Genomic DNA, 12,375 nt, shown 5'->3' with positions numbered 1-12,375 from the left:
ACCAACGACGGAGACCACTCATGCATCCACGACTCAGCAGCTGGCGCCTCGATGGGCGCACCGCCCTCGTTACCGGGGCCAGCAAAGGCATCGGTTACGCCTGTGCGCGCGAACTCGCCGTCCTGGGTGCCGATGTATTGCTCGTGGCCCGTGACGAGCTCCAACTCGAGGAAGTGCGCGACGAACTCGCCGAGGAGTGCCCGGACGTGGAGATACTAGCCATGGCCGCCGACCTCTCTGATGAGGAAGATCGCCTCGCGGTATTCGACTGGGTGGCCGACCTCGAGGTGAACCTGTCGATCCTGGTGAACAATGTCGGCGGCAATACACCACGTGCCACGCTCGACTACGAGCCCGAGGAATACCGCCAGCTCTTCGAGCTGAATGTCTTCTCGGCGTACGAGATGTGCCGTTCCGCGTATCCGCATCTCGTGCAACACGCCAACGCCGCGATCGTGAACATCGGCTCGGTCTCCGGTATCACGCACGTGCGCACCGGTTCGCCGTACGGCATGACCAAGGCCGCCTTGCACCAGCTCACGCGCAATCTCGCCGTCGAATGGGCGGAAGACGGTATCCGCGTCAATGCGGTGGCTCCGTGGTACATCCGCACGCAACGCAGCGAGCCGGCACTGGCGAACGCGGAGTACCTGGAAGAGGTACTCGACCGCACGCCGATGGGGCGCATCGGCGAGCCGGAAGAAGTAGCCGGTGCCGTCGCGTTTCTCTGCATGCCCGCTTCGAGTTATGTCACCGGCGAGATCGTCGCGGTGGACGGCGGGTTCCTTCGCTACGGGTTCTGAAAGGAAGATTGCGATGAAGTCGACCCTCGGCTTGCTGCTTCTCATCGCCGCATCCCCCGTGGTCCATGCCAAGGCGTGTCCCGCCGACGCGATGCTTCAACGGCAATGGCTCATGGCCGAAGAGGCACGTGGTCACCTCAGCCTGCATTTTCAGCGCGGCAAGGTCGACTCAAACGACGATTTCGATCACCGCGTCGGGGACGCTCTTCGTGGGCTCGCGACCAAAGGCCACGTGATCGCCTATAGCGGCAATTTCCACAACATGAAAGTCGCGCCGCCAGGACTCAATGTCGTCCCTGCAGGCGCGTACGTTGGGCCCACGTTCACGCATATCGCCATCGTCGACGTGAACGGAGGCACGGCCTGGTTCTCGACGGCTGAGGGTACGGGAATGCATAAGCTGACAGCCAAGCGTGCAGGGTACGGGAAGCCGGGAACGCTGATCGACGGCCATGAGAACGGCTACGACTTCATGTATCTGGTCCCGACGTTTTCCGCGTCACCTCCGAGCAAGCCGGTTCCGGCAGGCGGCGCGCCGCAGCAGGGCGGAGCCACACCTTAAGCTTTTGGCTCGGTTGCCACGATTCGGTCCGACTGCCGCCATGGGTTGCGAGCATCTTTAGGGCTGCCTATGGAGAGGGAGCAGTGAACGATGACGACGCCTTTGCGCATTCGCCGCGCGGTTGCGGGAGACGCGCACCAGATTGCGACCTGTCTGCGATCGCTTGGGTACGGCGCCGACCCCCACATGGTTGAAGGGAAACTGGCTGCGCTTGGCGAAGACACCGACGCCGTCTTCATTGCGTGTGAAGGTGTACTTATTGTCGGCGTCGTGAGTATCCACATCACGCCACTCTTCCATGCGCCCGGACATCTTGCACGCGTCACGGCGCTGTCCATTCGCGACGGTCATCAGCGGCGAGGCGTCGGGAAAGCACTCATGGCCGTGGCCGAGCAATGGAGCTGGGCGACCGGCGCAGCGCGCATCGACTTGACCAGTGGCAATCACCGTCGCGAAGCTCACCGGTTCTACGAGTCACTGGGGTATGGCACGGACTCACGCCGCTTCGTGAAGAATCGCCCCGCCTAAGGTCGAGCGACTGGCTGTCAGCGGCAAGACTGGAGCTGCTCGCGCAGCTGTGCGTCTTTCGCATCGAGCGGTGCGCGATCGCTCTTGAAGGCGTTACGAATCTGCCGCTGCGTCGCATCCGCATCGGCTTGCAATGCCTGGCAGGTCTCCGCAGGACTCAGTTCGCGACACTGGTCCTGCACCCATACGTAGTTGCGTGTCGCGATCGCCCCGACGTTGCCCCTGCCTCGATTGAGCTCCGGGGCCGAAGCCACGGCGGAGTTGGGGTTGCCGTACGTATCGGATAGCGATCCGCTGGCGGCGCCGAGTACGCCGAGTGGTGCCAGGTAAGGCTGCGGATTGCCGTCGGCGCTGGTGTAAGACTTGCCGTCTGTCGCACGGATGCAGCCGAACATGCGGGGCAGGGGGTTCAATGGTTGAGGAGGCGGCGGCGCTTCGGCCTTCGCATCCTCCCGTTGGGACGCGCCGGGCATCGGCGCGACCAGACCATTGGCTGGCGCGGAGTCCTGCAACTGGAGGGTCTCCTGCCGCTGGCTCTTCGCGCACGGCGTCTGCTGGTAGATGGTCTGTCCGCCAGCCACGCACTTGTACACGGTTTCCGCGCTCGCGCCGCCGCCGGCGGCGAGGACCGGCACGGCAAGCGCGAGCACCATGCGGCGCATGCTCAGAAGTCCGCGACGTGATCTTCGGAGGCGAAGCCGAGGGTCATGGCGCCTTCGCCGACATTGACCATCCCGGTGATGCTCATCGGGCTTTCCAGGATCTCCACGCCGGCGTCGCCACAGACGCGGGTGAGGGCGTGGTAACCCGTCAGGGCACGCATTTCCTCGAGGTCGCCGCCGTAGCTAAGCGAGAGCGAGGGCACGAGAAGTCCGGCCTGGACGCGCTTTGCCGCATAGTCGAACAGCACCTGGGCGCCGTGGTCGAACCCGCGCACCTTGCCGACCGGCCCGGTCTCGCCGCGATGGGCGCGCAGGATCGGCTTGATATCCAGTGCGGTGCCCAGCATCGAACTCATGAAACTGACGCTGCGGTCACCCTTGCTGCGGGCACGCGAACGCAGGTAGTTGAGGTCGCGCGGCAACATGTAGCCGTAGGAGCAGTCGGCGATGTGCGCTACGCGCTCGCGCACCTCGGCCGGCGATTTGCCGGCCTGGATCATCCGTACGGCTTCGGCGACCACGGGGCCGGAGCCGGCGAAGATATTGCGCGTATCTACCACGCGCATCAGGAAGGGCCCGGTGATCCCTGCCGCTTCGCGAATGGGGCGGTAGTTCTTCAGGATGGCGAAGCTGGCTTTTATCACGTTGTCGTGAATGGGGCTGCGCGTGGCCATGATGGTCAGGCAGACGATGCAGTCGTACTCCTTGACCAGGCGGTCGAGGAACAGGTTCTGTACGTCTTCCACCGAACTGGGTTCGGTTTCGCCCGAGTGGCTCTTGCTGCCGAGCTTCTGGTCACGGAAACGCTGGATCTCGACCGGATCGCGGTCGTCCTTGAACTTCTGGCCGTCGACCTTGACAGTGATCGGCATCACGGCGATGCCATTGCGCTCCAGGAAATCCTGCGGCACGTCGCAGGCTGCATCAATCGCTACACCGATTCGCATCGGGCACTCCCCCGTCGAAGGCCCATGGCCCAGCGGCAACCCGAAACGCCCGCTGCGTTCCACCTCGCCCCGCTTGGGCCGGATGCTACACTTGCCCGAATGAATTTGGCACTCCGCCGGCGTGGCGTCGCCGGTAACCGCGTCGTCGGTCCGTGAAGGCAGCTCCCTGCCGCCGGCGCCTGCGCAACCGGATTCCCCATGAAAACCAAGAACGACATCGTCTCCAACTGGCTGCCGCGCTATACGGGCACCCCTCTGGAGGCCTTCGGCCAGCACATCCTGCTGACCAACTTCGGCCATTACGTCGAGCGCTTCGCCCTCGACCACGGCGTGGAAGTGCGCGGCCGCGACCGGCCCATGCCCAACGCCACGGCCGACGGCATCACCCTGATCAACTTCGGCATGGGTAGCCCCAATGCCGCCACGGTGATGGACCTGCTCAGCGTCATCGCGCCGGAGGCGGTCCTGTTCCTCGGCAAATGCGGCGGCCTGAAGAGAAAAAACTCAATCGGCGACCTGATCCTGCCGATCGCCGCGATCCGCGGCGAGGGCACCTCGAACGACTACCTGCTTCCCGAAGTTCCGGCCCTGCCGGCCTTCCAGCTCCAGCGCGCGGTCTCGACCATGATTCGCGACCTCGGTCACGACTACTGGACGGGCACGGTCTACACGACCAATCGCCGCGTGTGGGAACACGACGAAGCCTTCAAGGACTACCTGCGCCGTACGCGCAGCATGGCCATCGACATGGAAACGGCGACGATCTTCGCCGCCGGCTTCGCCAACCACATTCCCTGCGGTGCGCTGCTTCTGGTATCCGACCAGCCCATGATCCCCGAAGGCGTGAAGACCGAAAGCAGCGATGCTGTCGTTACCGCCAACTATGTCGAGCGTCACATCAAGGTGGGCATCGAGGCGCTCAAGCTGGTCCGCCGGCACGGCCGCAGCGTGAAGCACCTACGCTTCGAAGACGACTCAAGCGACTGACCCACAGCGCGACGCGTGCTGTTGCAGGAGCCGCTTCAGCGGCGAAGGGTGCTCGCCGCACCCACCCGACAAGGAAGCAAATGAAGCCCCGCGATCTCATTCTAGGCATCCTCGTCACCCTGATCTGGGGCAGCAACTTTTCAGTCATCGAGGTGGGCCTGCGCGACCTCGATCCCTTCCTGCTGACCGGACTTCGTTTCACGTTCACGGCATTCCCGCTGATCCTGTTCCTGCCGCGTCCGCGTGACGTGCCGGTCGTTTCCCTCGTGGTGTACGGCCTGCTCTTCGGCGTCGGCCTATGGTGGGTGGTGAACCTGGCGATGTCCAAGGGCATGTCGCCCGGACTTTCATCGCTGGTGCTGCAGTTCAGCGCGTTCTTTACCGTGATACTTAGTGCCGTCGTAATGCGTGAGGGCGTGCGTGCGCCGCAGCTCGCGGGCATGCTCGTCGCCGCAGCCGGGCTATTGGTGGTGATTCACGCCACGACCGGAACATCGACGGCACTGGGCGTCGTTCTGGTGTTGCTCGCAGCCATCAGCTGGAGCTTCTGCAACCTGATCGTGAAGCGGCACAAGCCGAAGGACATGATGGCCTTCATCGCCTGGTCGAGTGTGTTCTCTGCCCCGGTGTTGTTCGTACTGACATACGTGAACGAAGGCGCAGCGCCCTTCGTCGCGCTATCGCATGGCGTTTCCTGGGCCGCGGCGGGATCAGTCCTGTTCCAGGCATACGTCACGACCGTGTTCGGTTACATGGTCTGGAACAACCTGATGAAGAAGTATCCGGCGGCGAGCGTCGCGCCGCTGTCGCTGATCGTGCCGGTGTCGGGCATCGTCACTTCGTATCTGGCGTTCGATGAGCACTTCGCGACCGGCGTGTGGGTCGGCACCGCGGTGATGCTTGCTGGCGTAGCGATCTTCGTCTGCGCGCCTTACATGCGAAAGCAACAAGGCGCGGCAGCCTTGTAGGAGCCGATTCATCGGCGATCCCGCGTCAGCGGGCCAGGATTTGGCAAGCACCCGATCGCCGATGAATCGGCTCCTGCATTAAGGTTGACAAAAAAAAGGCCGCTCTATCTAGAGCGGCCAATATCCGGGGAAATGCTTGCTGTTGTTGTTATGCGATATAGCTAAGCGTTTTCGTTACAGCGTGAAGTCGTAGCGGGCTCCCAGGCGAATGGTGCGCGGATCGGAGAACGAACGAGCACGCTTGTACTGCGGGTCCGGGGTGCCACTGTCGGTCTCGCCGTACTCGTAGTACTGCGTAACACGCTGCTTGCCGAGGGCGTTGAATGCGTCGGCCGAGAGCGTGAGCTTGTGGTCGGCGAAGGCCGGCTTCCAGGCGACGCTCAGGTCCACGTTGTACGTCCACGGCGTGCGGCCGAAGGTGCCGCGCTGGGCAGGCTCGCCATTGCAGTAGAAGTAAGCAGCGCCGTACTGGTTCGGGTCACCGCCGACGGAGTCCGGGCGGGTGCCGATGCAGCTGACCGGGTAACCCGAAGCGATACGGGTGACCGTCGAGAACGCCCACTCATCGTTCGGCGCATACGTGCCGTAGATGCGCAGCTGGTGCTTCTGGTCGCTCGGCAGGTCGCCGTTGGTGTTCTCCATGATGGCCGGGAAATCCCAGCTCTCGGTGGTCGACACGTCGGCCTGGACGATGTTGGAATCGAGCTGGCCTTCGGAGTTGCCGTAGCTACGCGAGTAGGTGTAGTCGATCTTCGCGTACCAGTGGTCGCTGAACTGGTGTTCGGCGTACAGGTCGAGCATGTAGTAGGCGCGCTTCGCACGCGGCTCGCCGATATCGGCAGCGGTGAGCGGAACGCTCAGGTACTCGCCGGGAGCGGGGGACACGGTGAACGTGTTCGCACGGCCCGGGTTGTACAACCAGCAGCCCGTGCTTCGGGCGATACCGGCCGCGACCTCGTCGCTCAGGCCGTTCTGATCGCCCCAGTTCTGGATGGGCGAAGAGTCGCAGGTATCGTCGATCAGGCTGCGCAGGCGACGGTACATGGCCTTGGCGCCGACCACCCAGTTGTCGTCCAGCTGCTTGTCGGCACCGAAGATGTACTCGTCCTGGTAGTACGAGTGCAGGCCCTGCGCGGAAACGGTCTTCGCATCCGGCGGTACGCCATTAGCGCCGTTTTTGTTGAAATTGCCCGAGTACGGGCCCGCGACCAGGCCGGTCGGCACGCCGGTGGTCGGGTCGATACCGGTGAAGCCGAACAACTGCGACGGATAGGTGGACGGACCGGCACCGCGGATGGCCACCGAGGTCGGCAGGCCGAGATGGTAACGGCCGGCGTTGGCGTAGATCTTCAGCGAGCTGTCACCGTAGACGTCCCAGGACGCACCCAGGCGCGGATCGAGCTGGTGACGTGCACTGGCATACGCCTCGCCAGAGCCGTTGTAGTTGGTGAACTGCTCGTTGCGCAGGCCGAGGTAACCATGCCAGCGATCCGTGATCTGCCAGTTGTCTTCGATGAACTGCGAACGCTGGTTGGTGCGCGCCGACGTACCCGTGCTGAGTGCCGTCTGTTCGACGTAATAGCCGTTGGCGAAGTTAGCCGCGTTGTACACGCCGGGGTCGAGACCGAGTGCCGACAGGCGGCTCTTGATTGCCGCGCCGGTGCCAAGGTCGTTGTAGGTGTAACCCGTACCGCCAGTCGGAAGAGCGCCCGACGTGGCGCGCAGGACGTAGTTATCCACGCCTCCACGCAGGTCGTGATCGCCAAGGCGGTACTCGATATTGGCGCTCCAGCCATGGCTGCTGTCTTCCGCGCCGGGCAGGAGGAAGGTCGAGCCACCGACGGTGCAACCGGTCTGCGGGCTGTTAGCGAATGCCGCGCGGTGATCAAGGATGGTCGGGCATGCCTGGCCAGTGGCCGAGGTGATGTCCTGGCTATGGTCGGAGTGCGAACGGCCGTACATCGCGTTGACGGTCAGGTCATCGGTGATGTAGCCGGTGTAGTGACCGATATACGTGTTGCCGCCGGGTGTGGCGTTGGTCTGCGTGCCGTTGTAGTTCTTCGTGTAGACGTGGCCGAGGTAGTCGCCGCGACCGGTATCGTAGCTGTATGCGCTGATGGATTGGTCTTCGGTCTCGGTGTCGCCGATGCCGGTGAACTCGAGGATGTTGTTGTCGGTGATGTTCCAGTCGATCTTGGTCAACCAGCGCTTGGTCTTGGCGACGTCGTGTTCGTCGTCGCTGGTGGTGTTGGGACCGGTGTAGTCGCCAGTATTCTTGATCCAGTCCGCCGCGGCGAAGATGAACAACTTGTCCTTGATCAGGGCGCCGCCGATGGAGCCGGAGTACTGCAGGTTTTCGTTGTTGCGCAGGGCGTACGTATTGCCTCTCTGGTACTTGGTGCCGTCGCGCAGGTCGATGTCACGCGGCTGCTGGTTCAGGCCTTCCGGCGACCAGAACATCTGGACGTCGCCCTTCCACTCGTTGGTACCGCGCTTGGAGACGACGTTGATCACGCCGCCGGTGGAACGGCCGTACTCGGCGCCGTAGCCGCCGACCAGCACCTGTTCCTGGTCGATCGCGTCGTACGGCAGCTGGCGTGAGCTCACGCCGGTCAGCGGGTTCGTGGCCTGGAAGCCGTTGATGTAGTACGCGTTCTCGGAGGCGGACGAACCACCGAAGGACAGCGCGTTACCGTAGCCGCGGACCGCGGGTGTGGTGCCCGGGGCGAGCAGGGCGATCGAGCTGATCGATGTGCGGGCGATGGGCAGCTTGGACAGCTGGTCGGCGGTGAGCACAGTGCGCGAGTCGACCGAGCTGACGTCGATGCTGGGCAGGGTGTTGGCGGTGACCTGGACGCTACCGAGGTTGGTGGCGTCACCGGCCGCGGCGGCGGCCGCGGCGAAGGAGACATCGGTACCCTGGCTGATCTGGGTCTGCACGCCCTTATGCGAATCGACGGCTGTGCCGTTGTGCATCAAGGTAACGGTGTAGGTGCCGATCGGCAGCGAGTTGGCGCGGTAACGGCCACCGGAATCGACGGTGATGTCGCGGCGAAGGCCGTTGTCCGTGTTCTCGATATGGATAACGTCGCCGGGCGAGGCGGAGCCGAAGATGGCGCCGGTGGCGTTGCTCTGCGCCAAGGCCGCGCCGGCACCGCCGATGGATACGGCGAAAGCCACGGCAAGCGCGAGCTTGCGACGCGGCGGCGCGACTGAACGGGTTGCGTACTGCATGTAACGTCCCTCCTGAAAAAACGCGTGACGAATAAACGGGATGAGTTCGTCCGCATCCGCGCGGCACGCGGACGTTCCGCCGGAAAGACCGGCGGGCGGAGAACCAAGTGGAAACTGTCGTTCGGCCGTGCGCCTCTTACCGGGCGGGCGGCGTCACGTCGTCAATCGAAAGGGGTGCGCGCGATGGCGTGGTGTGGCATTTCTTTTGCTCCCCAAAAAGATCGTGCAAGACGTCATCCATGGCGAAAGTCGCACCCGCTTCATATCCCCTGAGGCGAGTTGACGACAGCGCCGAAACGGCGCGTGAAAACAACGTAAAGCACCCGCGTTCCTAGGAACAATAGGAATAAGTCCTAAGCAATTATTTGCGCGGCAAGTAATTACGAGAGAATCCATCCAGGGTGCCCCGGTTCGTAGGAGCCGATTCATCGGCGATGGATTCTTGCGATGACACAAAAAAAAGGCCGCTCTATCTAGAGCGGCCAATATCCGGGGAAATGCTTTGCTGTTGTTGTTATGCGATATAGCTAAGCGTTTTCGTTACAGCGTGAAGTCGTAGCGGGCTCCCAGCCGTACGGTGCGCGGATCGGAGAACGAACGGGCGCGCTTGTACTGCGGGTTCGGATCGCCGGCTGCGGTCTCGCCGACTTCGTAGTACTGGGTCACGCGCTGCTTGCCAAGGATGTTGAACACGTCGGCCGACAGCGTCAGCTTGTGGTCCGCAAAGGCCGGCTTCCAGGCGGCGCTCACGTCCACGTTGTACGTCCACGGCGTGCGGCCGAAGGTGCCGCGCGGGGCGGGCTGGCCATTGCAGTAGAAGTAGCTGTTGCCGTACTCGTACGGGTCGCCACCATAGGCTTCCGGACGGGTGCCGATGCAGCTGACCGGGTAGCCCGAAGCGATACGGGTGACCGTCGAGAACGCCCACTCATCCGTCGGCGCGTAGGTGCCGTAGATGCGCAGCTGATGCTTCTGGTCGTTCGGCAGGTTGCCGTTGGTGTTCTCCATGATCGCCGGGAAATCCCAGGTCTCGGTGGTCGACACGTCGGCCTGGACGATGTTGGAATCGAGCTGGCCTTCGGAGTTGCCGTAGCTACGCGAGTAGGTGTAGTCGATCTTCGCGTACCAGTGGTCGCTGAACTGATGTTCGGCGTACAGGTCAAGCATGTAGTAAGCACGCTTGGCCCGCGGCTCGCCGATGTCGTCGGCGGTGAGCGGCACGCTCAGGTACTGGCCCTCAGCCGGCGACACGGTGAACGTGTTCGCGCGACCCGGGTTGTACAGCCAGCAACCGGTGCTTCGACCGATACCGGCTTCGACTTCGTCGCCGAGGCCGTTACGGTCACCCCATGCCTGCAGCGGTGCGGAGTCGCAGGTATCGTCGATCAGGCTGCGCAGGCGACGGTACATGGCCTTGGCGCCGACCACCCAGTTGTTGTCGAGCTGCTGATCGAAACCGAAGATGTACTCATCCTGGTAGTACGAGTGCAGGCCCTGCGCGGAAACGGTCTTCGCGTCCGGCGGAATGCCGTTGGCGCCATTCTTGTTGTAGTTAGCGGAGTACGGGCCCGAAACGAGGCCGGTCGGCACGCCGGTGGTCGGATCGATACCGGTGAAACCGTAGTACTGCGACGGGAAGGTCGACGGGCCGGCGCCGCGGATAGCGACCGAGGTCGGCAGACCGAGGTGGTAACGACCGGCATTGGCGTAGATCTTCAGCGAGCTGTCACCGTGAACATCCCACGACGCGCCCAGGCGCGGATCGAGCTGGTGACGCGCGCTCGCATACGCCTCGCCAGAGCCGTTGAAGTTGGTGAACTGCTCGTTACGCAGGCCGAGGTAGCCATGCCAGCGATCCGTGATCTGCCAGTTGTCTTCGATGAACTGCGAACGCTGGTTGGTACGGGCGGATGTGCCGGTGCTCAGCGCCGTGGATTCGGCGTAGTAGCCGTTGGCGAAGTCAGCCGGGTTGTAGAGCGCCGGATCGAGGCCGAGGTTGGTCAGGCGGCTCTTGATGGAAGCGCCTGTGCCGACGTCGGCATAGGTCCAGCCGGTGCCGCCGGTCGGAAGTGCGCCCGAGGTAGCACGCAGGACGTAGTTATCGACACCTCCGCGCAGGTCATGATCACCCAGGCGGTATTCGATGTTGGCGCTCCAGCCATGGCTGCTGTCTTCCGCGCCGGGCAGGAGGAACGTCGAACCACCGACCGTGCAACCGGTCTGCGGGTTGGCCTTGAATTCGGTGCGGTTATCAGTGATGGTCGGGCAGTTCTGGCCGGTCGCCGAGGTGATGTTCTGGCTATGGTCGGAGTGCGAACGGCCGTACATCGCGTTGACGGTCAGGTCATCGGTGATGTAACCCGTGTAGTGACCGATATACGTGTTGCCGCCCGGCGTCGCATTGGTCTGCGTGCCGTTGTAGTTCTTCGTGTAGACGTGGCCGAGATAATCGCCGCGGCCAGTCTGGTAGTTGTAGGCGTTGATGGACTGGTCGTTCGTCTCGGTGTCGCCGATGCCGGTGAACTCGAGGATGTTGTTGTCGGTGATGTTCCAGTCGATCTTGGTCAACCAGCGCTTGGTCTTGGCGACGTCATGCTCGTCGTCGCTGGCCGTGTTGGGACCGGTGTAGTCGCCTGAGTTCCTGATCCAGTCCGCCGCAGCGAAGATGAACAACTTGTCCTTGATCAGCGCGCCGCCGATGGATCCGGAGTACTGCAGGTTTTCCTGGTTGCGCAGGACGTACGGGTTGCCACGCTGGTACTTGGTGCCGTCGCGCAGGTCGATGTCGCGCGGCTGCTGGTTGAGGCTGTCGGGCGACCAGAACACCTGGACGTCGCCCTTCCACTCGTTGGTACCGCGCTTGGAGACGACGTTGATCACGCCGCCGGTGGAACGGCCGTACTCGGCGCCGTAGCCGCCGATCAGCACCTGTTCCTGGTCGATCGCGTCATACGGCAGCTGGCGCGAGCTCACGCCGGTCAGCGGGTTCGTGGCCTGGAAGCCGTTGATGTAGTAGCCGTTCTCGGAAGCCGAGGAACCACCGAAGGACAGCGCGTTGCCGTAGCCGCGGACCGCGGGGGTGGTACCCGGGGCGAGCAGGGCGATCGAGCTGATCGAGGTGCGGGCGATGGGCAGCTTGGACAACTGGTCGGCGGTCAGCACCGTGCGCGAGTCGACTGAGCTGACGTCGATGCTGGGCAGGGTGTTGGCGGTGACCTGGACACTGCCGAGGTTGGTGGCGTCGCCGGCGCCGGCGGCGGCCGCGGCGAAGGAGACGTCGGTACCCTGGCTGATCTGGGTCTGCACGCCCTTGTGCGAATCGACGGCCGTGCCGTTGTGCATCAAGGTAACGGTGTAGCTGCCGATCGGCAGCGAGTTGGCGCGGTAACGGCCGCCGGTGTCGACAGTGATATCGCGGCGCAGACCGGTGTCCGAGCTCTCGATATGGACAACGTCACCAGGCGTGGCGGAGCCGAAGATGGCACCGGTGGCGTTGCTCTGCGCCAAGGCCGCGCCGGCACCGCCGATGGATACGGCGAAAGCCACGGCAAGCGCGAGCTTGCGACGCGGCGGCGCGACTGAACGGGTTGCGTACTGCATGTAACGTCCCTCCTGAAAAAACGCGTGACGAATAAACGGGATGAGTTCGTCCGCATCCGCGCGGCACGCGGACGTTCCGCCGGA

General features: G+C 63.5%; 9 protein-coding genes. 5 read left to right on the top strand and 4 right to left on the bottom strand.

The genetic code is table 11. The annotated features are described in order from the left end of the window. Positions 1-20 precede the first annotated feature (20 nt). The 3 genes from C8J98_RS02255 (at position 21) to C8J98_RS02245 (ending at position 1,893) form a co-directional block, all read left to right on the top strand. On the top strand, positions 21-803 hold the full coding sequence (locus C8J98_RS02255; RefSeq protein ID WP_107910503.1) for an SDR family oxidoreductase: 783 nt from the start codon (positions 21-23) through the stop codon (positions 801-803). A gap of 13 nt (positions 804-816) precedes the next feature. Beyond that, entirely contained in the window at positions 817-1,365 is a 549-nt protein-coding gene (locus C8J98_RS02250) for a hypothetical protein (protein WP_107910501.1), read from the top strand. A gap of 186 nt (positions 1,366-1,551) precedes the next feature. Next, a complete protein-coding gene (locus C8J98_RS02245) occupies positions 1,552-1,893 on the top strand; it encodes a GNAT family N-acetyltransferase (protein ID WP_158272569.1) in 342 nt (113 codons plus the stop codon). A gap of 17 nt (positions 1,894-1,910) precedes the next feature. Here C8J98_RS02245 and C8J98_RS02240 read toward each other — a convergent pair whose 3' ends face one another. Next, positions 1,911-2,555: a DUF4124 domain-containing protein gene (locus tag C8J98_RS02240; protein ID WP_107910498.1), complete on the bottom strand. Its 645-nt coding sequence runs from the start codon at positions 2,553-2,555 to the stop codon at positions 1,911-1,913. Positions 2,556-2,557: 2 nt separating this feature from the next. After that, entirely contained in the window at positions 2,558-3,502 is a 945-nt protein-coding gene (locus C8J98_RS02235) for a DegV family protein (RefSeq protein ID WP_199229779.1), read from the bottom strand. Positions 3,503-3,700: 198 nt separating this feature from the next. Between C8J98_RS02235 and C8J98_RS02230 the strand changes: the two genes are divergently transcribed. Together C8J98_RS02230 and C8J98_RS02225 are read left to right on the top strand one after the other, a co-directional pair. Continuing rightward, positions 3,701-4,489 carry an AMP nucleosidase gene (locus tag C8J98_RS02230; protein WP_107910496.1) on the top strand — a complete coding sequence of 263 codons (789 nt, stop codon included), beginning with the start codon at positions 3,701-3,703 and terminating at the stop codon, positions 4,487-4,489. 80 nt (positions 4,490-4,569) lie between these two features. Beyond that, entirely contained in the window at positions 4,570-5,457 is an 888-nt protein-coding gene (locus C8J98_RS02225) for an EamA family transporter (protein ID WP_107910494.1), read from the top strand. A 174-nt stretch (positions 5,458-5,631) separates the two neighbouring features. Here C8J98_RS02225 and C8J98_RS02220 read toward each other — a convergent pair whose 3' ends face one another. Together C8J98_RS02220 and C8J98_RS02215 are read right to left on the bottom strand one after the other, a co-directional pair. Next, positions 5,632-8,691: a TonB-dependent receptor gene (locus tag C8J98_RS02220; protein ID WP_107910492.1), complete on the bottom strand. Its 3,060-nt coding sequence runs from the start codon at positions 8,689-8,691 to the stop codon at positions 5,632-5,634. 540 nt (positions 8,692-9,231) lie between these two features. Beyond that, entirely contained in the window at positions 9,232-12,291 is a 3,060-nt protein-coding gene (locus C8J98_RS02215) for a TonB-dependent receptor (protein ID WP_107910490.1), read from the bottom strand. Between the last annotated feature and the right edge of the window lie 84 nt (positions 12,292-12,375).

Origin of the sequence: Luteibacter sp. OK325, from assembly GCF_003050935.1 — a bacterium.
Classification (GTDB): Bacteria; Pseudomonadota; Gammaproteobacteria; order Xanthomonadales; family Rhodanobacteraceae; genus Luteibacter.
The sequence above is the reverse complement of the archived record's forward strand: the minus strand, read 5'-3'. Positions and strand labels throughout refer to the sequence as shown.

What these genes read in the sequence shown, in the direction of transcription:
- C8J98_RS02245 (WP_158272569.1), top strand. Translation starts at nt 1,552, where the DNA reads ATGGTTGAAGGGAAACTGGCTGCGCTTGGCGAAGACACCGACGCCGTC.
- C8J98_RS02235 (WP_199229779.1), bottom strand. Translation starts at nt 3,502, where the DNA reads ATGCGAATCGGTGTAGCGATTGATGCAGCCTGCGACGTGCCGCAGGAT.
- C8J98_RS02250 (WP_107910501.1), top strand. Translation starts at nt 817, where the DNA reads ATGAAGTCGACCCTCGGCTTGCTGCTTCTCATCGCCGCATCCCCCGTG.
- C8J98_RS02255 (WP_107910503.1), top strand. Translation starts at nt 21, where the DNA reads ATGCATCCACGACTCAGCAGCTGGCGCCTCGATGGGCGCACCGCCCTC.
- C8J98_RS02220 (WP_107910492.1), bottom strand. Translation starts at nt 8,691, where the DNA reads ATGCAGTACGCAACCCGTTCAGTCGCGCCGCCGCGTCGCAAGCTCGCG.
- C8J98_RS02215 (WP_107910490.1), bottom strand. Translation starts at nt 12,291, where the DNA reads ATGCAGTACGCAACCCGTTCAGTCGCGCCGCCGCGTCGCAAGCTCGCG.
- C8J98_RS02230 (WP_107910496.1), top strand. Translation starts at nt 3,701, where the DNA reads ATGAAAACCAAGAACGACATCGTCTCCAACTGGCTGCCGCGCTATACG.
- C8J98_RS02240 (WP_107910498.1), bottom strand. Translation starts at nt 2,555, where the DNA reads ATGCGCCGCATGGTGCTCGCGCTTGCCGTGCCGGTCCTCGCCGCCGGC.
- C8J98_RS02225 (WP_107910494.1), top strand. Translation starts at nt 4,570, where the DNA reads ATGAAGCCCCGCGATCTCATTCTAGGCATCCTCGTCACCCTGATCTGG.